Origin of the sequence: Pseudoalteromonas phenolica (assembly GCF_001444405.1) — a bacterium.
GTDB classification, from domain to species: domain Bacteria; phylum Pseudomonadota; class Gammaproteobacteria; order Enterobacterales; family Alteromonadaceae; genus Pseudoalteromonas; species Pseudoalteromonas phenolica.
This window is the reverse complement of record NZ_CP013187.1, coordinates 2282382-2307588: the sequence shown is the minus strand read 5'-3', so window position 1 is coordinate 2307588 and position 25207 is coordinate 2282382. Positions and strand designations below refer to the sequence as shown.

Here is a 25207-nt window from a genome sequence, read left to right as displayed (position 1 = left end):
AGGTGGGTTGCATACCAATAGACAACACCACGGTGTTGATACCGTGTGTCTACTCGTCGAACCACTCCGAAAGGTAGTGAGGTGAGTAGAAGTAGCAAACAAGCTTAAACGCTTTTTTATACATAGCTTCATCTCTTCATTTTTGACAATGCAAACTGGCCTGTGCTAGCTTGCTTCCTGCAATGTTCATAAAAGTTATATCACAGCTTTTTTTGTGATGACAAGTCTGATTTTTTAAATTTATGGAAAAGTCCGTATGAACTTTGCTCGTTTTTTGCCCAGTTTTAGTCTGGGCTATTTGTTACTTTTTAGCGCGTCTTCTTTAGCGCAAACCCTTTATCTTATTGGCGGTTCGCTTAAAACTTGTTCAAGTCAAAGCACTCAAAATTGTTCAGAAAAAGTCAATTTTGAAAGTGCTGCTAAGCGCCAACAATTATTTTTTGTTCACGACCTCACGCTAAATGCTGTGAATGAAAAATGGCCAACTCATAATACACAACATAAACATCGCACTAGAAAGCTGCTAAAAGCAATTAAATCGAAGACGTTGTATTCAAAATCAGCGCTGATAACTGCAATTAAGCAGCAAGATAGCTACTTGTATAAGCGTTGGAGTAATGAAGAATATTACTTTGTTTTTGATATGTTAGAAGTGCCTGTTTTGCATGAACAAAGCAGAGCGAAAGGGCAGGTATTAACGCAATTTAATAATGAACCCGCCAGCACTGAAATTTTAAATGACATTGTTAAAACACTAAAGCTGCAAAACAATGCCAAATTACTCTTGAGTACCGCATCTTCTCGTGATCCCTACGAGTCAGCTGATTTCTATCAGGGGCTATTTAGCGCTTATGACATAGAGGCAACCTGGTTTGCATTGACTCCAGCCTTAGCCAAAGCAATTAGTAATAACGATTGTGACAACCTAGATATTTACCGAAACAAGCTGAATAACGTGTTTAATCGTGAATTGGTTTATCCCGACTTAACCTCGCGAGAGCGGGCTTTGTGTGAAAGGGGTATCGACAACCTCACTCAAGAAATTAAAAACGCTGGTGGCATGATGTTTAATGGCGGTGATCAGTCTCTTACAAAACAGGTTATGGTTGATACACAAACAGGTAAGGCGTTTCCTTGGTTGAAGGTGATACAAAATCGCCCAGTTTTGATCGGTACTAGCGCAGGCACGGCTGTCCAGTCTGGTGGCAAGAACACCTATGGACAAGTGCCCATGATAACGAATGGCACAAGCTTAAGCGCGCTTGAGTCGGGAGCATTTGCAAAAGCGCCACCTAAGCAGAACTGTCAGCAACATGGCGGATGTGACGCTTTACCTCATGATGCGTTGACGTATGACAGTCGAGGTGGGTTAGGCAGCTTTCACTTTGGTATTCTAGATACGCATTTTAGTGAAAGAGGGCGTACACCAAGGCTAGCGGTATTATTAGCTGAAACTGAGCAAAAGTGGGGTTTTGGGGTGGATGAAACCACAGCACTTAAAGTTGAAACAGCAGTAAATAAATTTTCTGTGCTCGGCAAGCAAGGGGTAGTGTTACTTGAGAAGCTTTCGCATCACTCTTTCTTTTATAATTTTTACCCGACCGGAAGTGAGTTCATATTAAAGCAAAATATGGATGTTTTTTCAGAGAGGAAAGTAAAGGAGCGAGTTGGACATTCAGAAGATTTGATCTATGACGGTTTAATAAGAGAAAGGCTAAGAGCGTTTTGTGCAGATGACATAACAAGCCTAATTAACAAAGAGCAGGGCATTAAGAGTAAGGAGCTGATATTCAGAAAGCTTGAGCAAACTAGTTGTGAATTATTGGACCATAGGATGAAGATCGAAAACTTGTTGATGGAAATAGATTTATTATCCAGAGCAAAGGTTAATTAACTAAAATGGGTGATCAAAAACACTAAGAGAGCTTATATGGACTGGTTTCGTTGGTCGCATCTAGTAATTTATCAAAGGTTTTAAGATCACCCAGAAGTTGTTTTTTGACGCTTCGCCATGCTGGCTGCTTATGTCCAAAGCGGTCTTTCCAGACAAATAGTTCTTCATCTGTTGGTGTGTATATAGAAGTACCTAGCTTCGAAAAGTTATGCTGACAAGTCAGTTCAATATCGAGAATAGTGTTAAGGTGATCTTCAAAGGTCGCTTTTGCAGAGTCAAATACAACATTTCGTAATTTTGCAGGAAGGCTTTTTAGCCAGTGTTGACTAATAGCAGTAACCCATGCATCAGGTACACTTTCAATTTTCGAAATATGCTTTAAATTTTGCCGAAGTGAACTTGGTCCTGCATGAAGTCCGATAATGCTTGGGTCCAATGCATCTATAAGTCCAAGTCTTGCCATTCTTGCCACATTACCCCAAGGTACTTCGATAATATTGGCTTTCGTCATTGCGTAGAAATGATTGAGTACCTTAGAAGCTGGTACCCTAAGTGTTGTTTCGTTGAGATCATCGGGCAAAATAATACTTTTGTTAGAACGTTTCACTGTTGAGAGAGTTCTTGGGCCAACTATATGATGAAGTAAAACTTGAAACTTACCCTGTGCTTGAATTGGCTTTAGAACAAGATCTTTCCAGCTTTTAGAGCTTGTAAGATTTAAGTACTTTTGATTGTTTCCTGCCCAAAATGGAATGTTCAGAATGTCTAAAAGAGGTAAAGCGCGAGATAGGTTCGAGACAGAGATGAGTGCAGCGTCTACGCGTTTATGAGCAACTGCAGCCATTAATTCAGTTCCGGTACCTAGCTGGCCATTATCAAAAATAGAGACAAATATTTTCCCCTCAGATAGCGTTTCAATATGAAACTTTAGGATTTGATGCAAATGGGGAATAGTAGAGTAGGAACTAGTTTTATAAGGTGATGCGAAATTTAGGGTGTATATAGCCTGTTTTTGTTTTTCAATTTCTTCCATTAAATCCCATTCGATGGGAATAGATTCTGAAGAAAAACATGATAAAGGCGCACAACAACTGATAGCACTCAAGGTAAGTGCTTTTTTTACGAAAGTTCTGCGATTCATACTCATGAACAGAGTATAGTCCATATTCAAAAAAGAGGTTCTCCTTCGAAGGGAAGGAGTGAAGTTATTGTATTAAGAAATTAAAGCTTGTTCACAATTTTTATGACTTTTATAATCCATTTCAATTCTTCCAATATTGCTCAATTTGATTGAGTTTTTAATCGATTTAAGAAGTGCTATGCAACTATCTGGAACCTTATCACAACTCATTGAAGCCTTGCGCTGTTTACCTGGCATTGGCCCAAAATCGGCTCAGCGTATAGCTTTTCACTTGCTTGAAAGAGACAGAGAAGGCGGCAGCCAGTTAGGCCAAAGCCTTACTAAAGCGATGCAAGTTATTGGGCATTGCCAAACTTGTCGCACGTTTTGTGAAGAGCCAGAGTGTTCGCTATGTCAAAATATCAAACGCCAAGATAGTCGCTTATTATGTGTGGTTGAATCACCAACAGATGTGCTTGCTATTGAGCAAACTGGTCAGTACACAGGCTTGTATTTTGTATTAATGGGGCATTTATCACCGTTAGACGGTATTGGGCCAAATGAGATTGGTTTAGATGTACTAGAGCGTCGTTTATCAGATGGTAATATCGATGAGGTGATTCTCGCCACTAATCCAACCGTAGAAGGTGAAGCAACAGCACATTTTATCTCTGAGCTTTGTCAAAAATATGATGTACTCGCTTCTCGTATTGCTCATGGTATGCCTGTAGGTGGCGAGCTTGATTTGGTCGATGGCATGACGCTTATGCATGCGTTTTCAGGGCGAAAAGCCATTACCTAAAGTGCACTCTGACCTCTTAAACATTTAGAAAAGCTAATCATATAACATGATTAGCTTTTTTATTTTCCTGATTATTAATAATGCCAACCCTCGTTAATCATTTTGAGGGACTAAAACTGACGCTTTATTCAATGTATTAATATCGGTTATGTAAATAAACCTTTGACAGGAAGTATCAGGTTAGGGACAATTTAATTACAATAATAGTGTGTAACAGTCTATTTTTAGTCGTTTTCGATAGGGATATATCACGTGGTAAATTTTGATGAGCAAACAAATTGCTTAAACTGTGGTACAAAATTAACAACGCGCTTTTGTGGAGAATGCGGTCAAGAGAAAGCACGACGTATTACTTTTAAAGAGTTATTTAAAACAGCTCAAAGAGCGATATTAGAATTTGAGTCACCATTTTTAAAAACATTTATCACTATGACAACTTCCCCTGGTAGAGTGTGTAGAGATTATATTGAAGGAAAAAGAGCAAGCTATTTCAATCCAATTAAATACGCTTTCTGGAGTTTGACATTTTTTATTTTTTTTACTGCTTTAACTGGTCAATCTGTCAGTGAGCTGACAGTGAGTGCATTCATAAGCTCTACCTCACCTGAAACTCAACACTTTGGTGAGGTATTAAGCAAAATTATAGAAGGCTCAATGTTATTTTTAACTTTTATTTACGCAGCAATTTTTGCTCTGTTATTAAGAGTTTTCTTTAGAAAAGAAGGTATTAAATTTACTGAGTTTTACGTATTAGCAATTCTACCATCTGCACATTTAACCTGGTTTTCTTCAATATTGGTTGCTACGAGTTTGTTGGATGCAAAAACTATAGGTTATACTTCTTTGTGTTTATCAATCGTATTTCCTATTTATACCTACACGACTTTTTTTAATAAAAATAAAATAAAAGTATTTTTTAAGTCTTGTGCAGTTATGCTTTTGGGACTACTCATAGTGGGTTATTTAGGTGCATTGCATACATATATTCATATTGGTTACGAAGATGCAGTTAAACAACACAAATTAGAACAAGCAGAAAGTGAAAAGCAGGTTGAAACTAATAAGCTCTAAGCTTTTTCAAAGAGAATAAAGCCAACCCTTTGGCTTTATTCAGCTTCTTTATATTGAAATACTTCTTCAAGTGGTAAAGAGAAGACCTCTGCAATTTTAAAAGCCACTTCTAAACTTGGTGAATATTTGTTGGCTTCTATGGCCATTACTGTTTGACGAGTCACCCCGATGGCTTCAGCAAGTTGCTTTTGCGTCATCTCATTGTTTAAAAATCGCAACGTTCTAATCGAATTAGTGATAACGCGATCAGTCATAAATAGCTCCTGTACGGCCTTTGATAAGTTGCACACCATAAAAAACAATTTCAGCTAAGATAAAGGCAACAACCATAATATGCAGAGGTAAAAAAGGCATACTGATTTTATCAGCAAAAAACTGATTAGCTTCAATTTGATATTGAAAAATACCTACAGCTAAACCGATTTGTAAGATCCAAGCTGAGTATTTGTAGCCTATTAGGTTGATCTGCTTTTCACGCACATCCATGGGTTGCTCTAGCTCTTTGTCACTTGCAAGCGCTAAGAGAATATAACTGGCGATCATCAAAACAATACTATAAAAAATTACATTCCCAAGTAGCCCAGATACCCAAGTTATATCACTTAACTGCTCAGTGCTTGCTAATAATACTGCGCGCAAATAATAAAACATTAGGTAGCCACAAATGAGTAAATCAACGAGTAATGTCACTTCTCGAAAGCTACAGCTATCAAGCCATTCTTTAAATTTTTGCTGTCTAGTCATGTTTATTCCTTTTTACTTAAAGTTAAATATTTTTGACATGGTCGAAAATACGTCAAAATAGTGGTTGGGTCAAATATTTTTTACCTTGAGTCAGCTTTGTTTGTCACTTGAAATGTAACAAGCTATGTTTTTTGAGCAAAAAAATACCTGCAGAAGCAGGTATTAGTTTTTAATTTTATAATGTTATGGTTATTTTAACTCTTCAGCCACCTCTGCGACTTTCTGTCTGAGCCAAATATGGCTCGCATCGCGATGTAGCAAAGGGCTCCAGATCATGTCCAGCTCAAATGGTGGAATAGGGAACGGCGGCTCTAAAATAGCTAACTGTGGATCATCTTTATAAATATTAGCGGCTTTTGAAGGCAATGTGGCAATCAGATTTTGTTCTTTTGCCAGATGAATAGCAACATGATAGTTACGGGTAAAGGTAGCTATGTTTCTATGTTTACCAAAGTGCGCAAGCGCTTCATCAACCCAACCCAGTTTTTGTACATCTTCTGGGTCCATACCAACACCCACACCAAAGCCAGTTTTACTCACCCAGATATGACGTGCTTTTAAATAAGCATCAAGGTTAAATTTATCAATAATTGGGTTATCAGACTTAATTAAACAGCAAAAACTGTCTTTCCAAATACGTTTATGGTGAAAAGATTGAGGTAGGTTTTCAAAACGGTTGATGGCCATATCTACCTTACCATTTTCGACATCATGGAAGGTCACGTCACTTGGGGTTAGAATATCTAATGTGGTGTCAGGCGCTTCTTCATGTAACTTAGTTAGCAGCTTGGGTGCCAGCGTACTTGCGGCATAGTCACTGGCCATGATCCTAAATACGCGTTTACTTTGGCTTGCCTCGAAATCTCTATTTGGCGCTAGGGTTTCTTCAAGCGTCATTAATATACCGCGAATAACAGGCTGTAGTTCTAAGGCGCGTTCAGTAGGTACCATGCCATCACTGGTTCTAACCAGAATGGGATCGTTGAATAAGTTACGTAGTCGCTTTAGGCCATTACTCATTGCTGGTTGTGTAATACTAAGCTGGTTCGCAGCTCGGGTGACATTGCATTCTCGTAATAAAGTGTCGAGATATACTAATAAATTTAAATCTATTTTACTGATATTCACATTAATCTCTTTTGTTTCGCAATGTGGTTAAATCTTTGCTCTGGCGGGTAAGGGTAAATATGTTTACTCACTTTGTTGATAATATCGGCTTGTGCATTTTGCCAATACTCAACGGTTAATAATTCGGGATGCGTCTGCTCAAAGAATGTTTTTAATTTAGGGTTCGTCATCACAAAAGTTAATAACTGCTCTGGGAATACATCTTGCGGTGCAACTGAATATAAGTCAGCGCCAGAGTATAAGTCATCTAAACTTGGCTTGGGCAAGGTTCTAAAATTCATTTCTGTTAGATATTGTACTTCGTCGTAATCATAAAATATCACTCTGTGGTGTTTACTAACACCAAAGTTTTTTAGCAGCATATCGCCTGGAAAAATATTCGCTTGTAGCATCTCTTTTATGGCTAATCCATAATCGTCAATCACTTTAAAGCTTTGTTCGTCTGAAGCTTGCTCAATAAATAGGTTGAGCGGATTCATTCGTCGCTCGATATATAAGTGCTTTATGACTAGATGGTTGTTTTCTATCTTGATACTGCCAGCGATGGTTGCTCGTAATTGCCTAAGTAATTCAGGACAGAATCTATTTAGTGGTAATACGACATCGGAGTACTCAATGGTATCAGCCATTCGACCAACACGGTCGTGATTTTTAACCAATTGATATCGAGCTAATACTGTATCGCGACCAAAAGGCTTACTTTCTGAAAATTTATCTTTAATGATTTTAAAAACATACGGAAAGTTTGGTAGCGTAAATACCATCATCACCATACCGGGTGTACCTGGAGCGATCACAAACTTATCATTACTGTTATCTAGATGATGTAAAAACTCACGATAAAACTCGGTTTTGCCTTGTTTGTGAAAGCCTATGGCATTGTAGAGCTCTGCGGGCGTTTTATTCGGCATTAATTGATTTAAAAAGTGCACCATAGCTGACGGGGTATTAGTTGAAACCAAGAAATACGCGCGCGCAAAACCAAAAATAACTCGCATCTGTGAAGAGTTGGTAAGTAAAGCATCTATGCAGAGCTTACCCTGCTCATCATGCAACACAGAAATAATAAAGGGTTGAATGCCACTCTGAGAGACAACACGGCCAATGATATACGCGCCTTTATTGCGATAAAATGGCGAAGGCAGCATATCAAAGCGCATTTGATGATGCTGGTGGTGCGTATCGGGTGCTTGTTGAATAAATGCTTTTACTAATAATCTTATATCTTGATCTAAATTGGCAAACTCACACTGGAAGTCAAACTCATTGATAATTTGTTTGATGGTGGGCTTTAACCCTTTAACAACTGGAAAGTAACTTCGATATTCTGTTTCAACAGCAACGGCGGGGGCATCTTTTAAGGTTGTTTCGACAAAAATAAAGTCATTATTAAAGTATTGTCTATCGAATAAACGGCAAAATACAGAATTATAAAAGGTTTCGGCGAGCTCCGCTTGAGGATGGAAAGTCAATAAGTCGAGATAGTGTTGCTTTACTTGATACCAAAAAGATTCATCAAGCACATCGCAGTTTAATAGTTCTTTTACGTCACTGATGGTTTCGTTGACTCGCGCATCATAATGATGGATACGTGCTTTGCTGATTTGCTGGATTTTCCCCCAGTCTTGTGAAGCAAAAGCAGTGGGAGCTTGTCCTGTGATCTCTTGAAATAACTGATAGTGCTTAGCAAAGCCAGAAAGTATCAATTGGGCTAGACTGAAAGCGTGCATTATCATCCTCGATATTTAGGTAATTTGCCGACAAAGTCGAGATAAAATTACCGAAAACGCATTATCTTGCTAACACTATATAATGAAAATAGGGTACTTGGCTATCCCACAATGGTCTAGAGATGATTAAAGCTTGTTTAGTTTGTCGCAGTGCTTATTGATAGCGAGCTAGTTGTTTCTCTAATCGCACGATTTGTTTATCAATGTCTTTAATATCTTTTAAATATTGCTTATTGATAGATTTGAGTTGTTTTTTAACATCTTGGATAGTTTGTTGTTTTTTTCGGTCATCCATTACACGATTTAATCGAGCTTGCTGTTCTCTTGACTCTCTGTCTCTGTCACGACTCAAGATTGCTGATTTCTGACGTTTAGCACAGATCTCACGCTTTAAATTTCGGACAATCTGCTGCTTTTCTAGATTATTTAATGTTTTAAAGTGATTTTCAGGCGGTATCTTGGCTTCAGGATTTGAGTGGGTTAATGTATGAACAGTTCCATTATTCCCACACGGGTGCTGACTGAAGATTGTGCCTCTGTCTGATACACATTTATAGTAACTGATAGTCACTTTTTCAGCGGACACAAAAAAAGGTAATATTAGCAGTGTGGTAAATAGACTTTTTAGCATGCACGGTTCCCTTTAAATTTCTCCACATCCTTCAAGAAGGATAATAGGAATATAGTAAATTTAAAGGGATAATCAAGTTAACTGCCACTACTACGCGTGAATTTTTGTAGTTCTTTGATGCTATGAATTAAGAATGGAATATCTAAACTTTGTTCCAATAAAAAACCCTCTGAACCTGACATTTGTTTATAGCTACCGTCAGGGTTTACTAACGTAATTCTATCTTTCTTGAATGTAACTAAAACACCATTAGAGTAGTTTACACCTTCTTGTTGGTAGTCAGTGTTTAAGTTCTTACCTAGCATAGCAGCATCAGCAAGTGCTGGGCAGTTAAGTTGCTCAGAGACAATAGAATAGATGATATCGTTAAGCTGTTTAAAGCTGTCACTATTTTTTATTAGAATAGTATTTGAAATATAGGCCTTAGAGGTCGTGATTAATTCTTTACTGGTTTCATCAGCTAGTGAGAATGCAATGATATTCTCACTAGGCAAGTGTTCTAATTTATCAACAAGTATCATGTTGATTGAGTGTTCACCTTTTATATCTTTGAAACCAAAACCAGTGAATCCAGATAAGCCAACCAGCGCATTTTTTTGAGCCCAAGGTGGTAAAGCTTCTCTCAACTTTTCAGAGTTATAATAAGCAGGCAAACCATAAATAAGATTAAACAACGCATCTTGGCGATTTACAGGTTGAAGAATATTATCTAATGCAGATAAATCAGAACGCTCATTCACGAAATTATTTAGTTGGTCACTATTTTTAAATACTAAAAAATTGATGACCTGATTATTAGCTTCACAATTGGGCAATGTAGTATTTAATATGAACCGACCCTTCGGACCTTCTAATTGAAGATTTCTCTCTTGCTGATATTTTTCTATATCGAGTAAGTCATGTCGTGCTAACAGAGTTTTTGCTGTAGTAGGGTAAGAAAGCGGTAATACATTGTCTTGTTTCGTAATATCAAAATAGTTATTCGCATCGGCCCAGATATGAATACTGTGGCTTAAAGCAAAGCAAGTAACCAGTATGCTTGTAGCATAACGGGCAAACTTTAAATTCTTAAGTCTATCCAAATGTCGCCAAGCATGATTGCTGGCGATCAGTTCAAGGCCTAAAATAATAATAATTAAGGAGCCAGCAAAAACCGTAGTAATGGCTGGTGAACTGGTTAAAGTAGACCAAAGTAAACTAATTATTTCGGGTAGAGCCTGGATATTTATGTGATAACCAAGGCTGTAATATACAAACGCATCGAGGCAAAGGGCCGAAATACCAATAGTGGCTATGCCTGCTGCCATGCCTCGAATGTGCCTAGGATAAGGAAATACTAGGCTCAGTGGAAATATAGTTAAGACAAACGCACAAAATGTAATAAAACTGGTATGACTCACCCAAGTGATCAGCATATAAAACCAGCCAAGTGGTGTACCTGGTTGACTATCAGCAAATAAATAAATAGTGCTTATCAACAGCACTAAGCCAATATTAGCGAAAGTAAACCAGTGTCCCCAACTTAAAAGTTGGCTGGCTTTCGAAGAAAACTGGTTGTCAGGGGTGAGATTCATTCAGTTATTTTACCGATTGCACGAGCGCTTTAGAGAAATTTTCGGCAACAGCTTGTCTTTTATTTTCTGGCACATGTTCTTTTAGGATATGCGTGATAGAATTTCCTAAACACATTAGACTTAAATCAACAGGTGCCTGTTGTTGAGTTAATACATCGATAAGCTGATCGACAATTTGTTCTACTTGTTTGTTGGAATATTTAGATTGGATAGGCATCAGTTGGTTCAAAATTAATAAATAATAATTTTTTATTTTAACACCAGAGGCGCGAAAAACAAAGATGAGCATTGAGGTGAATAAACTGGTTGTCCATTATGTCGACAAGCAGGACGAAGATACCCAAATCCATTTACGTAATGATGAGATGTCGATTAACGACCGAGTGAATGTATTTATTGAACAATTACATCATGCTTACACCAGTAAACCTGGCAAAGGATACTGTGCGTTTAGCCCAGACAAAAATAGCCAAGTCGCATCAGCAATGCAGAGTTATCGCAATAATGAACTCAATTTTTATAGTGTGACTGAACAAGCGACGCAAGTTTTAAAAGAAGAGCTGAACAAATATGCGTTTAACGAAACTGGGTATCTGGTTTTCTGCCATTATCAATATGTGGCAACAGAATATGTGTTGATTGCACTTATAAACATAAAAGAGCATTACTCGATTACATCTGAGCTAGATTTATCTGCCTCGCGTCACTTAGATATCTCTCGTATGCAGCTTGCTGCAAGAATTGATTTATCAGCTTGGGATACGCAGCCTGAAGATGCACGTTACATCTCGTTCATTAAAGGACGAGCAGGTAGAAAAGTGGCTGATTTTTTCTTGGACTTTTTAGGTTGTGAAGAAGGTATTGATGCTAAACAACAATCCAATGTTATGTTGGCGGCTGTAGAGGATTATTTAAGTGAGCAGCAGTTTAATAAGGAAGAAAAAGACGACTTAAGAAAAGAAGTCTTTGATTACTGTACTGACTGTATCACAACAGGTGAAGATGCAAACATAGCTGATTTGTCCGAAACATTGTCAAAGTCTTCAGAGACCCAATTCGAAGATTTTTATAAAGATCAAAGTTATGACTTAGCAGAATCTTTCCCTGTTGATAAGAAGACGTTAACAACGATGGTGAAATTTTCAGGTCTGGGTGGTGGAGTCAGCGTTGGGTTTGAACGGAAACACTTAGGTGAGCGAGTGTTATATGATGCTCAAAGCGACACACTCACAATTAAAGGCATACCGCCAAACTTAAAAGAGCAGTTACAACGCTTTTACGAAGAAAATAATTAGCAGATAATTTCAAAAAAAGAGCCTCGGCTCTTTTTTTATTGGCTTACTCTAAGGTAAAGTCTTGTCTATATTTAAGAATATACTTTATTGTGCCTGACTATTATGAACCAAAAGCCGTTTGTTTATGCTGATATAAATTGCCCGTTTTGTTTTGTATTACATGAGCGGTTAAAAAAGCTTAATTTGATCAATGAAATTGAGTGGCGGTTGGTTGAGCATACTCCCTCAGCAAGTGTCCAAGAACTTAAGTACATTGATATCCTTAATGCTGAATTTAAAGCGGTATTAGATAAAGCCCCAGATATAGAAATTCATAACCCAAAGTTTATGGTAAATACTTCTATGCTAAATGAGACTCTGAATGCAGTATCTGGCAGCTTTCCTGAAAGCGCATTTATTTTCAGAGATGCTATATACCGTGCATTGTGGATAGAAAGTTTAGATGTATCAGACCCATCAATTTTAGATGCATTGTTAGTTAAGTACGGCGTAGAAGAGTTTGAATTCAGTGAGCAGAAACAGGCCGAATTAAAACTCTGGCAAACAGAATGGGAAAATGGTGAGTTTGGCCGTAAAGTCCCAGTCTTATCGAATGGTGCAGGGCATTTTATAACTGGTGTTCAGAGTGAAGATGCATTAGTGTCATTTTTTAGAAATGAAACCGTGCAGCATCTAGATCAATACAGCGCTTGTAATCTTAAATTTAATGAAAAAGTCTTTATGATTGGCAACTCGCTATCATCTCAGGTTATATCAGGTTATCTATCTCACGCGGAATACGACATATACAAACTCGATTCACAAAGTGAATTGTTAAATAAAGCGCTAAAACAGAGTAGTGCACTGATCTTAGTTGAACACAGTGCTGACCCATACTTTGAGTTTTGTAAACAATTTAGAGCTATGTCTCAAAGCACAACGCCAATTATTTATTATAGCGACAAACTAACAGATCAAACTGAAGCTCAAGGTTTCGCTCTGGGCGTGTCTGACATGCTAGATGTAAGCAGACAGAAAGATAGTTTGTTAGGTAGGCTATCAATGCATGTGCGCACTAAGCATCAGTTAGATATCATCAGTGGTTATGCAACTCATGATGCATTAACAGGCTTTTATAATCGACGAGAAATTGAGCAGGTGTTAGAGCGCAGTTGGCAAACAGCTTGTCGGTACAGTACTGAATTGACGGTATTTTTGATTGATGTCGATGACTTAAAAAAATACAACCTCAAATTTGGTTATGCAGCGGGTGATGAAGCGTTGATGAGTATTGCCAATGTACTATCGGCAGGACGAAGTGAAGACATCGTAGGGCGTTTTTCTGGTGAAGAGTTCGTGATGATCTTACACAATACCCCAGAAAAAGAATTACTAAAAATAGCAAAGCGCATACAGAATAATATTTTATCTCGTAAAATCTGTTATAACAAAGATGAAAGCAATGACTTTGTCACAGTCTCTATTGGCATTGCGACGACGTCAGCAAATAAAGCACATAATTACACAGATCTGCTAGCTTTGGCTGATACAGCCTTAAACGAAACAAAAACGCTTGGCCGAAACCAAGCGATTAAGTTGAGATTAGCTTAACTTGTAAGTGAACACTTACATATAAGATGAAGAAATAAACTCAGCGATTTGCTCAGCTAGATTATCAGCAATCTTATCCATGGCTTTATTTTTAGCCATACTTTGGTAAGAAGAAGCTGCTTTCACTTTACTGTTGAAATGCGCTCTTTCTTCACCATTCTCAACGATAGAGACAAAAGTCTGTGCAACGCTATAATGAGTGCTGTCTTGGTTAATGTTTTGCCAGTCAGTTCTGATCTTTATGGTAAAATCTGGTTTAAATGTTGAAACTTTTAACCCCTGATCAGTGAGAGCCTTGGCTAGGTGATCTCTTAAATTTGACTCTTTCTCAGAAGTTACTTCAAGATTGAAGCTTAAACCAGCGATCACTTCTTCAGCTTGTTTTACCTTGTAAAATACCGATTCACTCAAGAGCACTTGTTGGCTTTGTAACATAGAAAGGAATTCGTTCTTTTGAATTCTTTCTGCCAATAGTTTCTTTACTCTCAATGCTGACTTCAAACGTTGCGTTTTAGTCGGTTGAGTTAAACTTACGCCTGAAATCTGGTTATCAACACCGGAAATTTCAAGTTCAGTCTGCATGATTGCATTCGTTTTATTAAACTCTGCAAGGGCATAAATGGTATTACCTTGCTGAAACTCTTCACTAATGCGTAACCCTTGTAGTTTTAAGTCAGGTACTTGTGAGCGAATTAACTCATTGAGTTTAAACTTACTAGTGCCATTACTAGCCTGTTGCACAATACGGGTGTCAGCAGTAATGACGACATTGAGTTGTTTTGCTAGTGCAACTCGGGCAGATTCTATTGCTGTATTTTTTGCTTGTTGTAAGTCACCATAATTTTGGGCTTGACCAACACCATATACAATATTGGGTGCACTTGGTGTTTGTGTGATCCAAGCTGGAATGACAGGCTCACTTTTCGAGGAAGAGGTAGACTGACACCCAGACAACATCAACAACGATAAACACGCAGCTAAAGGAGCTTTAGAAACCAAAGCGTGAACGTTTTTGATGTTTTTGAATTTTCTTCTGACCATTCCATACCTCACGGTTACTTGTCATATCGATTAATCTTAAGTCTATTTGGTAAAATGTAACTCTTTGTCCACCTTGTTCGTCAACAAATGAGTTTATTGAGCCCGAAAGCGCATAGTCAGCGCCAAGCTCTTGCCCCATTTCATTTTGCGTTTCGATAGAGGCATTAAGCTCTTGGTCTTTACGTTCTTCCCGGATTTCATTACGAATAGAGCTGTTTGCAACGAAATCTGCTTGCCCTGTTCTTAGAATGGCGCGCTTTAAATCATTTAAAAAAGTATCAACGGCAATGTGTTGGTGAGATTTATTTCGAACGCTTTGAATGATAATAGCAGGCTTAGTATTATGGTATTTTAAATGATCACTGACCCACGGAAATGTTAGCATATCATTAACCATGGCTTCAGCGACGAGTTGCGAATCCTTAGCATTCCAATTGTCAGATAAAGCAATTTCTTGGTTGCTATCAACGCGTTGAATCTGAGTGCTTTGACACCCCGAAAGTAATAGAGTGCCTGAAAGTAACAGACCAGAGTAGGTTAAAAAGTGTTTTGTTCTCTGCATTGTGTTTTCCATTTATAGAGCATTAACTGCTGGCGATGCATTTAAAAAGGTACGCGTGTGCCATACAGTCATTGAACCTTGTACATCTATGTTAGCCGATTGTTGTATCACTCGTCCCGAGTTTAGGGTGGTTTTTATTGTTAAATTTTGTAGCCCAGGCTTCAAAGAAAGCTGCGCCAGCCTGATTTGAGCAGGTAAAGATTGCCATTGTCTTGTGTCAGCAGAAGCTGTGATTGCGTTGACGGCGGTTGATGCCATTTTTACGAAGCTACCTAATAGATTATTCTGATTAGTCCCCGCTACTTGCATTGCTTTTCGAGCACTTAGTGCCTTGACGATTTCTCGCGTAAATGCAACTCTGATCTCAGATTGCGCATCAATTAAGGCTTTTTGTAAGGCTAATTGGCTAATTGAGTGAAACTGCTCAAGGTCAGCCAATTTTTTATTGTCTTGCCACACTTCAGTTTTACGGATAGGTAATTTAGGCGGGGCTAAATAACTGACTGAGATCCTTCCTCCGTATTCAAGGGCATCAATTAAGCCTATATCTTCAGCTTCATCCCACAAAGAGCCTAATGGAATACGTTTAGTCATGGTTCCTAAAAGCACATCGCTCACATCGCCAAGTATATAATTTTGCATCAGGTCAAATAAACTAGTATCGGCGTAGAGCATTTGGAACCAAAGTCGCTGCTCACGCTTTTCCTTTTCAGTGCCAATAAAAATAGGGTACATGACTAAGGCCTTTGAGCGCGCTTCGGCTCTGAGCATAAAGTTTAATTGTTTTTTTTCTGGTGCAATCCCTAAATTTTGGATAATAGTGAGTTGTGCGCCTTTTGGCACTTCAAGAGAAGTATGTTTATCTAGCAGAACTTGTAACTCTGACTGATAGCCGCCTGCTAATTTCATCGAACGTGCTAAGTTTTGTATGGCAAGCTTTTCAGTGGTGTTAGCTAACCCGTATTGCTTGGCAAAGCCATTGCCATAGGCGTGCGCTGCTCTTTGATATTGTAATCTTGCTGCATCAAAATCATTGTTTTGCTCGTTAAGAAAGCCACTGAATAAATGGGCGAATGCATCATCTTTATATTCGATGTTTTCTAGTAAACCGTCTGGTGCAGTGATAGGTTTTAGAATGTCGTAAATGATACTTGTAAGCGACTCGTCATCTTTTTTCTGTGGTTTGTTGTAACCGCCAGTCTCAGATTTTAAATTCTCCATGTAGACATCAAGTTGTCGCATTTCAACCTGACTAGAGTCTAAATATGTTTTGCGCATACTGAGGTTTTCCTGAGCTAGCGCGTTGAAGTTTAGTGCTTTTAAATAATGAATAAGAGGTAGGTAATAGTTTTTTCCCTCATATGTAGAGAACGTTGGCCCACTTAACATAGCAAGAGCTTGTTCAGACAGACTGATAGTATAAAAAGACGCGATCTGCGATTTCGCATTTTCTAAATGTTGATTACTTTGCAAGTATTCTCTTTCTAAATGAAGAATGCTTGCTAGCTCGAGTTCATGAAGAAGCCTGTCTCGACCAACAGGTGAATAGTTTTGCTTAATTGTCTGCTTGGCTTGTTTAAACTGCCCTTGCTCTATTTGTAAAATGGCATTCTTATTTGCGTGTATGGTGTTACAACCCGATAAAAATAATAATGTCAGGACACCCGCAAAAAGTTGTTGAAATGGAAAAAAATGGAATACCTTCAAGGACACATCCTTTGCGCTGAAAATAAATAAAGAATATAGTAACTTATATTCCAGTAAGGTATAGAAAAATAGTAACATTTGAAAGTGTAAAATTGTTAAAAGGTGTTTTTACACTTTATTACTGTTTAGCTTGATTAACTTTGCTACAGTAACTCTAACATTGCTTTAGGCTATTAAGGAAACCAAGATGAAAGTTAAACCACTAATTGCATCATTGTTCATGGCAGGTATGCTATCAGCGTGTAGTTCAACGTCAGACAACAGCGCTTCTAGTTCACGCGTAAATGTACCAGACTGGGTATTAAATCCGGTAGTAGAGAATGGTATCGCTGCAGCGGATTGTATCAAATATTCAGGTAATATCTCTATTGACCAAAAGATGGCAGTTGCGAATGCACGCTTAGCTTTGGCGCAACAAATCGAAACACGCATTGAAGGCTTAGATAAAACCTTTGCAAACCGTGTTGATGCAAATGACAAAACGACTGTGGGCTCAACTTTTAGTTCAGTCTCTAAACAGTTAACGAAACAAACACTACGTGGCTCTCGCGTTGTTAAAGCAGATATAGTTGATATTGCTGGTAAAGATTACTTTTGTGCACTGACAACTTTATCACCTGAATTAACAAAAACACTGTTTCAAGATTTAGTGAAAGAAACAAAAGTGAAAATCAACCCTCAAGATGAACAGTTTTTATATCAAGAATTTAAGGCATTCAAAGCAGAGCAAGATTTAGAAAAGGAAATTGCTAGACTAACAAACTAAGCAGTTCTAAGCGCATCATCCGATGCGCTTTTTTTGTCATTGAGGACAACCAAATGAAACGTCAACTAATGCTCTTAACGGCATCACCCATTTTAGCACTATATGTGCAAGCTTCACCTTCTAACCTCTATTCTGAACTTGATAAGGCTATGCAGTCCTGGCAGGCAGATCAAAGCCCATCAGAAGCAAAAGATTTATCTGAATTCGAGGCTTTCAAGCAGCAACATTTGAAAGATTTCAATCGTTATGTTGAAACGCAAATGGCGGAGTATGATAAATTCAGAGATAAGCTTCTTAAATCTTGGGGGGATTCGCAAGTAACCAATCAACACCAATTTGTGAGTTACTCCGACGATGACACAGCTAGACTAAATGTTGATTTTCAGAATAATACTCTAACTTTGAGTGTTAAACATAAGGCGGGTATCACACCTAAAAAAAATGAAGTTGAGGCGTTATTTCAGCAGTTCCTTCGTTCTGAACAAGCCCTATTGCAAGAGTTTTACAATCATGCGCCATCATCTTCAGATGAACGAAATTTTAAGCAAGCAGACGCGACAAAGATTGATAAAAAATCTCAAGCCAAGGCATTGAAAAAGGCGCTACAAGAGATCAAAAAGCAAACGCGTCTTCAGCAACAAGCGCTTGATAAAAAGTATGACGAACAACTTGTAACTGAAAATCCTAATAATCAATCGCTCAAGTCTTTAGAAGAAGATAAAGCAGCATTGAAACAGTTAGAACAAAAGCGCATGCTTGCCCTTAAAAAGAATGTGCCCAAAATTATCTCCGAGGCACCAAAGAACACGCTTGTTACTGAATTTGTAATAACTTTGCCAAAAAGAAATCAAGTATCACAGCGTGCAGAAAAGTACCTCGCGCCTATAAAAAAGCAAAGTACAAGATTTGAATTGCCTCCAGCAACTATTTTGGCCGTGATGCATACCGAAAGTCATTTTAATCCAATGGCAAAATCACATATCCCAGCTTTTGGATTAATGCAAGTTGTACCCACAAGCGCGGGTATTGATGTGAATCGATTCCTGTATGATATTGATGCCCCTATGTCAGCACCATATTTATACGTTTCTGATAATAATATAGAAGCGGGTTCGGCTTACTTGCACTTACTAGATAAACGCTATTTAAAACATATCTCAGATCCTTTAAGTAGAAAGTACTGCATGATAGCGGCTTACAATACTGGAGCCGGGAATGTAGCGAGGGCTTTTAACAGTGATGGCTCTAGAAATATTCGCAATGCAAGCAAAGTAATTAACTCTATGTCTCCTGAGCGTGTTTTAGAAGTATTGAGCGCAAATTTACCTTACGACGAAACTAGAAAATACATTCATAAGGTGCTTGAGAAAGAGAAGCTATACGCAGTAGATAATACCAATCCTCAATAATACTTAATCATTTTGAGGGACTAAAACTGACGTTAGCTTCGTTGAAAATTTCTTATTTAGAACAACTAAATGGCAAAGTTTTCGCCTCGCTACCGACAAGTTTTACTTGCCTCAAAATAGATCACTTAATTAAAAGGATTGATATAAACTCTAGTTTTTTACAAAAAACAAAACAAAAAAGGCTGCATTTGCAGCCTTTTTTAGTCAGTAGTGATACTTAGTCAACTTGAGCAGGAGAGGCCATGTCGGCACTAGCTCTTGCCGTTGGCGCTTTAGAGCCCGCAGACATACCAGAGTTATGTGTAGGTGTACGTTGTTCTAAAGGCATCGCAGATGGCATTTCAAATGCATCAATTTCATTACTGCTTTGCGCTTTCGTCATTGGTGCTGATGCATTGGCATGGAAACGAATGCGAGGTAGTGCTGACAAAGCGTTAACAGTTTTAGGGGCTTCAACCACTTCAACTGATTCTTCTGCTTTAGGTTCTTTAACTACTTCAACAGTTTCTTCTGCTTTAGGTGCTTCAGCCACTTCAACAGTTTCTTTTGCTTTAGGTGCTTCAACTACTTCAACAGTTTCTTCTGCTTTAGGTGCTTCAACTACTTCAACAGTTTCTTCTGCTTTAGGTGCTTCAACTACTTCAACAGTTTCTTCTGCTTTAGGCGCTTCAACCATTTCAACAGTTTTTTCTGCTTTAGGCACTTCAACTACCTCAACAGTTTCTTCTGTTTTAGGAGTTTCAACTACCTCAACAGCTTCTTCTGCTTTAGGTGCTTCAGGTACTTCAACAGTTTCTTCTGTTTTAGGCGTTTCAGCAACTTCGACAGTTTCTTCAGCTTTAGAAGTTTCAGCAACTTCGATAGTTTCTTCAACTTTAGGAGTTTCAGCACTTTGCTCTGTTGTCTGTTTAGCTTTTAGCTCAGCTTCGTATTCTGCAGCAGCTTGGTCAGCTACAGGGACGAATGCAGGCTCTTGCTCTTTTTCTACGGATTCAGGTTTCCTTCTACGCTGGCCTGCTGCTCTAAGGTGACGAGGAGAACGGCGAGAACGTGTTTTTGGCGTTTCTTCTCCTTGCTCAACAGATTCAGTAGAGATTTCTGTAGAAGTTTCTTGAACTGAAGCAACTTCAGGCACTTCCGCTTTTTGTTCTTTTTGTACTGCTTTCTTCGGTTTCTCTATGCGCTTCTCTTCCGAAATTGCTGCTTGTACTTCACCTTGGGCTTGTTCTTTAGAAACAGTCTTATTTTCTGAAGAAGTATCTACAGCTGTATTGTTGCTATCTTGATTTTCAATAGCAGCTTCTTGATCAGCAATACGTACTTTTTTGCGAAGGTTGCGGCGCTGACGTCTTGGCTTTACGCGAACTTCAGCATTTGCAGTCTCTTCGGTATTAGTTTGTTGCTTTTCATCAGCTTCTTTATTACTACGATTGTCAGGGCGACGACGCGTATTTTGACGACGGCGCTTATTACGATTTTCCTGACCTTCTTTTTTCTCATTCTGGTCTTTGCTTTCAGAATTGTCTTTAGCTTGAGCGTCATCACGTTTTTTGTGGTTACGACGCTTTTGTTGATTGCGGCGACGGTTATCGTTATTTCTTCGAGGTTTACGTTCATGGCTTTTATTTTCAGGCTCTTTTTTCTCAGACTCTTCGTCTGATGAAAACAGGCCTTTTAACCAATTGCCCAAACGCGTGAATAACCCTTCAGATTTAACCTGTTCTGCTTTTGGAGCAACTGAAGCAGGTTGAGGTGCTGGGGCTGGCGCAGAAGGCATAACAACACCTTTCAACACAGGCTCTTCTTTAGGGGTTGTGTTAACTGCAACTTCGATTACTTCAGGTTCTGGTGTTGCAATTTGTTCATAACTGGCAGCCTCAGGCGTTTCATCTTTACGAAGGCGAATTACTTCATAATGTGGTGTTTCTAAGTGCTGGTTAGGGATGATGAAAACATTACAGTTATGACGTTTCTCAATTCGATGAACTGACTTACGCTTTTCATTAAGAAGATAAGCTGCAACAGCGACTGGCACTTGAGCGTTAACTTGTGCAGTATTTTCTTTAATTGCTTCTTCTTCGATTAAACGAAGGATAGAAAGAGCAATTGATTCATTCGAACGAATTGTACCTTGACCACTACAACGTGGACATGAGTGTTGACTAGCTTCACCTAACGAAGGACGAAGACGTTGACGAGACATCTCAAGTAAACCAAAGCGTGAAATTTTACCAATTTGAACACGTGCTCGGTCTGGACGTACGGCGTCCTTAAGACGGTTTTCAACTTCACGTTGATGACGAGGTGGAGTCATATCGATGAAATCGATAACGATCAGACCGCCTAAGTCACGCAAACGTAATTGACGGGCGATCTCATCAGCTGCTTCAAGGTTTGTATTTAAAGCAGTTTCTTCAATGTCGCCACCTTTGGTTGCTTTTGAAGAGTTGATGTCAATTGACGTTAGAGCTTCAGTAGGGTCAATGACAATTGAACCACCCGAAGGGAGACGTACTTCACGTTGGAAAGCAGATTCAATTTGGCTTTCGATTTGATAATGCGTAAATAGCGGTACGTCGTTTTGATAAAGTTTAACACGGTTAATGAAGTCTGGACGAAAACGCTCTATATGGGCTTTTGCTTCTTCAAAAACGCGGGCTTTATCAATTAGAATCTCACCAATATCACGACGTAAATAATCACGAATAGCGCGGAAAATAACGTTACTTTCTTGGTGGATTAAGAATGGTGCTTTATCGCTGTCAGCGGCTTGCTGAATTGCATCCCAGTGAACAAGTAGCGCTTTTAAATCATACTCTAGCTCTTCAAATGATTTACCAACACCGGCAGTACGAACAATTAGGCCCATGCCTTTTGGTAGATCTAATCGGCTTAGCGCTTCTTTAAGTTGAATTCGCTCGTCACCTTCAATACGGCGAGAAATGCCACCTGCACGAGGGTTGTTCGGCATCAGGACTAAGTAACTACCTGCAACACTGATGAATGTTGTTAAAGCAGCCCCTTTTTGGCCTCGCTCTTCTTTATCAACTTGTACAATGACTTCTTGGCCTTCTTTTATAACATCTTTGATGTTTGGGCGGCCGTTAAAGGTATAACCTTCAGGGAAGTAAGTTTTAGCGATTTCTTTAAGAGGAAGGAAACCGTGTCTCTCAGCACCGTAATCAACAAATGCAGCTTCTAGAGATGGTTCGATTCGAGTGATTTTACCTTTGTAAATATTGGCTTTTTTCTGTTCGTGGCCAGGACTTTCGATATCTAAGTCATATAATTTCTGACCGTCAACCAGTGCGACGCGCATTTCTTCTTGCTGCGTAGCATTGATCAGCATACGTTTCATATTGTTAACTCTACTTTCAAATTAAGTCGAGTCTGATGTGCAAAGTGTGGACCTGACGAGTGCCCCATATTTAATGATGCAGTCTCACGACTGGGGTCAATGGAATGTTCTTACAACTTATTTTTTAAGCGCACGGTGACAATTATCACTACCAGTTTATTCGCACGGTAAGGGCGCTTCTTAGTGAATAAGTTTTATCTCGTTTTTGGCTTTTACTTACGCAATCAGACATTTATTTCTATTTTTGCTTTCTTTTTAATCATGCTTAGCCTTCACTGCGATCTGTTACGCGCATCGAAGTGAGCTAAAGGCACGTGTTATTCGGGTGACAAAAGCTTTGGAAATCCAAGCTGCTATCTGTATGATCATCACCCATGATGTGCATCACGATTATTGTCTTTGCGATAAAAAGCAGTTTCGCAAAAAAATTGCGCGTCGATTATCCCATTAATAACGTCGTGATAGCAACTAAATTATTACTCAAATCAGTGATTAGGCAATGTCAGAAAAATCTCCTTTAAAAGTCAGCTTTGTAACCGTAACTGAAGATCAGCAAGGTCAGAGAATTGATAACTTCTTAGTGACCCATCTGAAAGGGGTACCAAAAAGTGCAATTTATAAAATTCTTCGAAAAGGAGAGGTTAGGGTTAATAAAAAGCGCATCAAGCCTGTCTATAAATTACAAATGGACGACTTAATTCGGATACCGCCCATTAAAGTGGCTGAACGAGAAGAGTTTGTGCCTAAAAACCTGGATAAAATTTCGGCGCTTGAAGATGCTATCTTGTTTGAAGATCAATACCTAATTGTTATTAATAAACCTTCTGGTATGGCCGTTCATGGTGGTAGCGGTTTGAGTTATGGTTTAATTGAAGCGCTCCGTGTTTTAAGACCGCAAGAAAAAAACCTAGAACTTGTGCACCGTTTAGATAGGGATACATCAGGATGTTTATTAATCTCTAAAAAACGTTCTATTTTAAAAGGACTCCATGAGCAGCTCCGTGAAAAAACTATGGAGAAAAACTACTGGGCATTAGTAGTGGGAGAGTGGGCGGCAAAAATTAAAAATGTTACCGAGCCTCTTCGAAAAAATACTCTACAGTCAGGCGAACGTGTTGTTCGAGTAGATGAAGAGCAGGGTAAGGCATCACATACTCGCTTTAGAGTGCTTGAGCGTTTTGATGGTTGCACGTTGGTACAAGCATCGCCAGTGACAGGTCGCACTCATCAGATTCGTGTTCACACTCAATGTAAAGGTCATCCTATTGCGTGTGATGATAAGTATGGCGACCAAGTTTTTGATAGCCGTATGAGAGAAATGGGACTGAGCCGTTTATTCTTACACGCCCATGATCTTCGTTTTTTACACCCTAAGCATGAAACAACCATGCATGTTGAGGCGCCACTAGATAAAGCATTAAATAATGCTTTAAAAACATTAAGAGCGAAGTAATGCAGTATAAACTCGTTATTTTTGATTGGGATGGCACTTTAATGGATTCAGTGCCAAAAATCGTAAATGTTTTAAAGCTTGCAGCCAAACATTGTGATGCAACAATTCCGACTGATGAAGATGCCAAATCTATTATCGGTTTATCTTTGCCGACAGCGGTTGCAAAGTTGTTTCCAAATGATGAAGACAAGTGGGAAGCGTTAGCTCAAGCTTATAAAACGGTTTATAAAGAAGGGGATGATACGCCTACGCCGTTATTTACAGGAGCAAATGACTTATTAGATTCTTTAGCTGCGAGTCAGGTGCAACTGGCAGTTGCGACCGGTAAATCCCGTACAGGGTTAAACCGTTTAATGGCTGAAACATCGACAGAAGAATACTTTGTTACCACTAAAACAGCTGATGAAGCGCAGTCGAAGCCAAATCCTGATATGTTAAATCAAATTCTAGCGATAACAGGTATGGCTGCTGAAGATGCCATTATGATTGGTGATTCATTATTAGATATTGAAATGGCCAAGCAAGCGGGTGTTGCAGCGGTTGGATTGACCCATGGTGCAGCAACTCGAGCAGCGCTTGAAAAAACGCAAGCGCTGACAGTGCTAGACAATCTAACTGAACTACATACTTTTCTGTTGGCTGAGCAACACATCGACGTCAAAGCGAGCTAATAACTCGGTTAATCTAATTAATGGCAGCCCAATCAATGAATTTGGATCGCTGCCTTCTAATTTTTCAAACAAACAAATCCCCAAACCTTCGCTTTTAAAGCTGCCAGCACATTGATAGGGCGTTTCAGCATCACAATATGCCTCGATTTGTGCGAGAGTTAACTTCTTAAAATGAACGTTGAACGGTTCAACAATGACTTCATATCGGTTCGTTGCTATGTCGTATAGGCATAATCCAGTTAAAAACTTCACTTTATTACCACTAAAACTTTGCAGCTGTTTGATGGCATTTTCTTTTGTATGGGGTTTACCAAGTATTTTTCCGTCGTGAACAGCTACTTGGTCTGAGCCAATCACCAAGCCTTCTTTGAATTTGTCATTGGCTGCTTTTGCTTTTAACACACTTAACCTAGACACTAATTCGTCAGGCGACTCATCGCATAAATGACTTTCATCAACATCAGGTGAAAATGATGAGAAAGGAAGGTTTAATTTTTTTAAAATTTGCTGCCTAAATGGCGAGCTTGACGCTAAAATAAGAGGAGTTTTCATAAACACTTAGTTGTCAAAATACCAATAGCGCTAGAATAGGGCGCAATAGAGCGAAAAACAAAGGAAACTTTGATTTTTATTTTGACTAAAACATTAACTATCTATATGA

General features: G+C 38.8%; 22 protein-coding genes. 9 read left to right on the top strand and 13 right to left on the bottom strand.

The features are described from left to right. Positions 1-256 precede the first annotated feature (256 nt). Positions 257-1894, top strand: a complete 1638-nt coding sequence (locus tag PP2015_RS10130) for a cyanophycinase (RefSeq protein WP_058030157.1) — start codon at positions 257-259, stop codon at positions 1892-1894. Between the two features lie 22 nt (positions 1895-1916). On the opposite strand, the gene PP2015_RS10125 is transcribed toward PP2015_RS10130, so the two are convergent. Continuing rightward, positions 1917-3041: a TRAP transporter substrate-binding protein gene (locus PP2015_RS10125; protein WP_058030156.1), complete on the bottom strand. Its 1125-nt coding sequence runs from the start codon at positions 3039-3041 to the stop codon at positions 1917-1919. Positions 3042-3213: 172 nt separating this feature from the next. Here PP2015_RS10125 and recR point away from each other — a divergent pair, with 172 nt between their 5' ends. Together recR and PP2015_RS10115 are read left to right on the top strand one after the other, a co-directional pair. Continuing rightward, positions 3214-3816 carry a recombination mediator RecR gene (recR, locus tag PP2015_RS10120; RefSeq protein WP_058030155.1) on the top strand — a complete coding sequence of 201 codons (603 nt, stop codon included), beginning with the start codon at positions 3214-3216 and terminating at the stop codon, positions 3814-3816. A gap of 252 nt (positions 3817-4068) precedes the next feature. Further along, positions 4069-4887: a DUF3667 domain-containing protein gene (locus PP2015_RS10115; RefSeq protein WP_058030154.1), complete on the top strand. Its 819-nt coding sequence runs from the start codon at positions 4069-4071 to the stop codon at positions 4885-4887. Positions 4888-4922: 35 nt separating this feature from the next. Here PP2015_RS10115 and PP2015_RS10110 read toward each other — a convergent pair whose 3' ends face one another. The 7 genes from PP2015_RS10110 to PP2015_RS10080 all read right to left on the bottom strand — a co-directional run bounded on the left by PP2015_RS10110 (position 4923) and on the right by PP2015_RS10080 (position 10911). After that, positions 4923-5141, bottom strand: a complete 219-nt coding sequence (locus PP2015_RS10110) for a helix-turn-helix transcriptional regulator (protein WP_058030153.1) — start codon at positions 5139-5141, stop codon at positions 4923-4925. After that, positions 5134-5631 carry a hypothetical protein gene (locus tag PP2015_RS10105; protein WP_058030152.1) on the bottom strand — a complete coding sequence of 166 codons (498 nt, stop codon included), beginning with the start codon at positions 5629-5631 and terminating at the stop codon, positions 5134-5136. Before PP2015_RS10105 ends, PP2015_RS10110 begins: the two co-directional genes overlap by 8 nt. A 189-nt stretch (positions 5632-5820) precedes the next feature. Further along, positions 5821-6759 carry a LysR family transcriptional regulator gene (locus tag PP2015_RS10100; RefSeq protein ID WP_058030151.1) on the bottom strand — a complete coding sequence of 313 codons (939 nt, stop codon included), beginning with the start codon at positions 6757-6759 and terminating at the stop codon, positions 5821-5823. Beyond that, positions 6756-8489, bottom strand: a complete 1734-nt coding sequence (gene aceK, locus PP2015_RS10095; RefSeq protein ID WP_058030150.1) for a bifunctional isocitrate dehydrogenase kinase/phosphatase — start codon at positions 8487-8489, stop codon at positions 6756-6758. Before aceK ends, PP2015_RS10100 begins: the two co-directional genes overlap by 4 nt. A 154-nt stretch (positions 8490-8643) precedes the next feature. Next, a complete protein-coding gene (locus PP2015_RS10090) occupies positions 8644-9120 on the bottom strand; it encodes a hypothetical protein (RefSeq protein WP_058030149.1) in 477 nt (158 codons plus the stop codon). A gap of 77 nt (positions 9121-9197) precedes the next feature. Continuing rightward, the gene (locus tag PP2015_RS10085) at positions 9198-10694 is read right to left on the bottom strand and encodes a DUF3413 domain-containing protein (RefSeq protein WP_058030148.1); all 1497 of its coding nucleotides are present in this window, start codon (positions 10692-10694) and stop codon (positions 9198-9200) included. 4 nt (positions 10695-10698) lie between these two features. Further along, positions 10699-10911, bottom strand: coding sequence for a YejL family protein (locus PP2015_RS10080; protein WP_058030147.1), 213 nt, complete (start codon positions 10909-10911; stop codon positions 10699-10701). Positions 10912-10975: 64 nt separating this feature from the next. Between PP2015_RS10080 and yejK the strand changes: the two genes are divergently transcribed. Together yejK and PP2015_RS10070 are read left to right on the top strand one after the other, a co-directional pair. Beyond that, positions 10976-11989 (top strand): nucleoid-associated protein YejK, encoded by a 1014-nt coding sequence (yejK, locus tag PP2015_RS10075; RefSeq protein WP_058030146.1) that lies wholly within the window; start codon positions 10976-10978, stop codon positions 11987-11989. Positions 11990-12091: 102 nt separating this feature from the next. After that, positions 12092-13579: a diguanylate cyclase gene (locus PP2015_RS10070; RefSeq protein WP_058030145.1), complete on the top strand. Its 1488-nt coding sequence runs from the start codon at positions 12092-12094 to the stop codon at positions 13577-13579. A gap of 15 nt (positions 13580-13594) precedes the next feature. Here PP2015_RS10070 and PP2015_RS10065 read toward each other — a convergent pair whose 3' ends face one another. Genes PP2015_RS10065 through PP2015_RS10055 form a run of 3 tightly spaced genes read right to left on the bottom strand, consistent with a single transcriptional unit; the run spans position 13595 to position 16889 of the window. Next, positions 13595-14620, bottom strand: a complete 1026-nt coding sequence (locus PP2015_RS10065) for an LPP20 family lipoprotein (RefSeq protein WP_058030144.1) — start codon at positions 14618-14620, stop codon at positions 13595-13597. Then, complete coding sequence (locus PP2015_RS10060; protein WP_058030143.1) at positions 14568-15182, bottom strand: penicillin-binding protein activator LpoB; 615 nt, start codon at positions 15180-15182, stop codon at positions 14568-14570. The genes PP2015_RS10065 and PP2015_RS10060 overlap by 53 nt, the downstream gene beginning before the upstream one ends. Before the next feature lie 12 nt (positions 15183-15194). Continuing rightward, entirely contained in the window at positions 15195-16889 is a 1695-nt protein-coding gene (locus tag PP2015_RS10055) for a COG3014 family protein (RefSeq protein ID WP_058030142.1), read from the bottom strand. Positions 16890-17076: 187 nt separating this feature from the next. Here PP2015_RS10055 and PP2015_RS10050 point away from each other — a divergent pair, with 187 nt between their 5' ends. Both PP2015_RS10050 and PP2015_RS10045 read left to right on the top strand, forming a co-directional pair. Next, entirely contained in the window at positions 17077-17655 is a 579-nt protein-coding gene (locus PP2015_RS10050) for an LPP20 family lipoprotein (RefSeq protein WP_058030141.1), read from the top strand. 53 nt (positions 17656-17708) lie between these two features. Continuing rightward, the gene (locus PP2015_RS10045; protein WP_058030140.1) at positions 17709-19064 is read left to right on the top strand and encodes a transglycosylase SLT domain-containing protein; all 1356 of its coding nucleotides are present in this window, start codon (positions 17709-17711) and stop codon (positions 19062-19064) included. A 217-nt stretch (positions 19065-19281) separates the two neighbouring features. Here the strand turns inward: PP2015_RS10045 and rne are convergent, their stop codons facing one another. Then, positions 19282-22422, bottom strand: a complete 3141-nt coding sequence (gene rne, locus PP2015_RS10040; protein ID WP_058030139.1) for a ribonuclease E — start codon at positions 22420-22422, stop codon at positions 19282-19284. A gap of 499 nt (positions 22423-22921) precedes the next feature. Here rne and rluC point away from each other — a divergent pair, with 499 nt between their 5' ends. Beyond that, complete coding sequence (gene rluC, locus PP2015_RS10035; RefSeq protein WP_058030138.1) at positions 22922-23875, top strand: 23S rRNA pseudouridine(955/2504/2580) synthase RluC; 954 nt, start codon at positions 22922-22924, stop codon at positions 23873-23875. Then, entirely contained in the window at positions 23875-24546 is a 672-nt protein-coding gene (locus PP2015_RS10030) for an HAD-IA family hydrolase (protein WP_058030137.1), read from the top strand. Before rluC ends, PP2015_RS10030 begins: the two co-directional genes overlap by 1 nt. Here PP2015_RS10030 and PP2015_RS10025 read toward each other — a convergent pair. Then, positions 24496-25098: a Maf family protein gene (locus PP2015_RS10025; protein WP_058030136.1), complete on the bottom strand. Its 603-nt coding sequence runs from the start codon at positions 25096-25098 to the stop codon at positions 24496-24498. The genes PP2015_RS10030 and PP2015_RS10025 overlap by 51 nt on opposite strands. Positions 25099-25207: the final 109 nt, after the last annotated feature.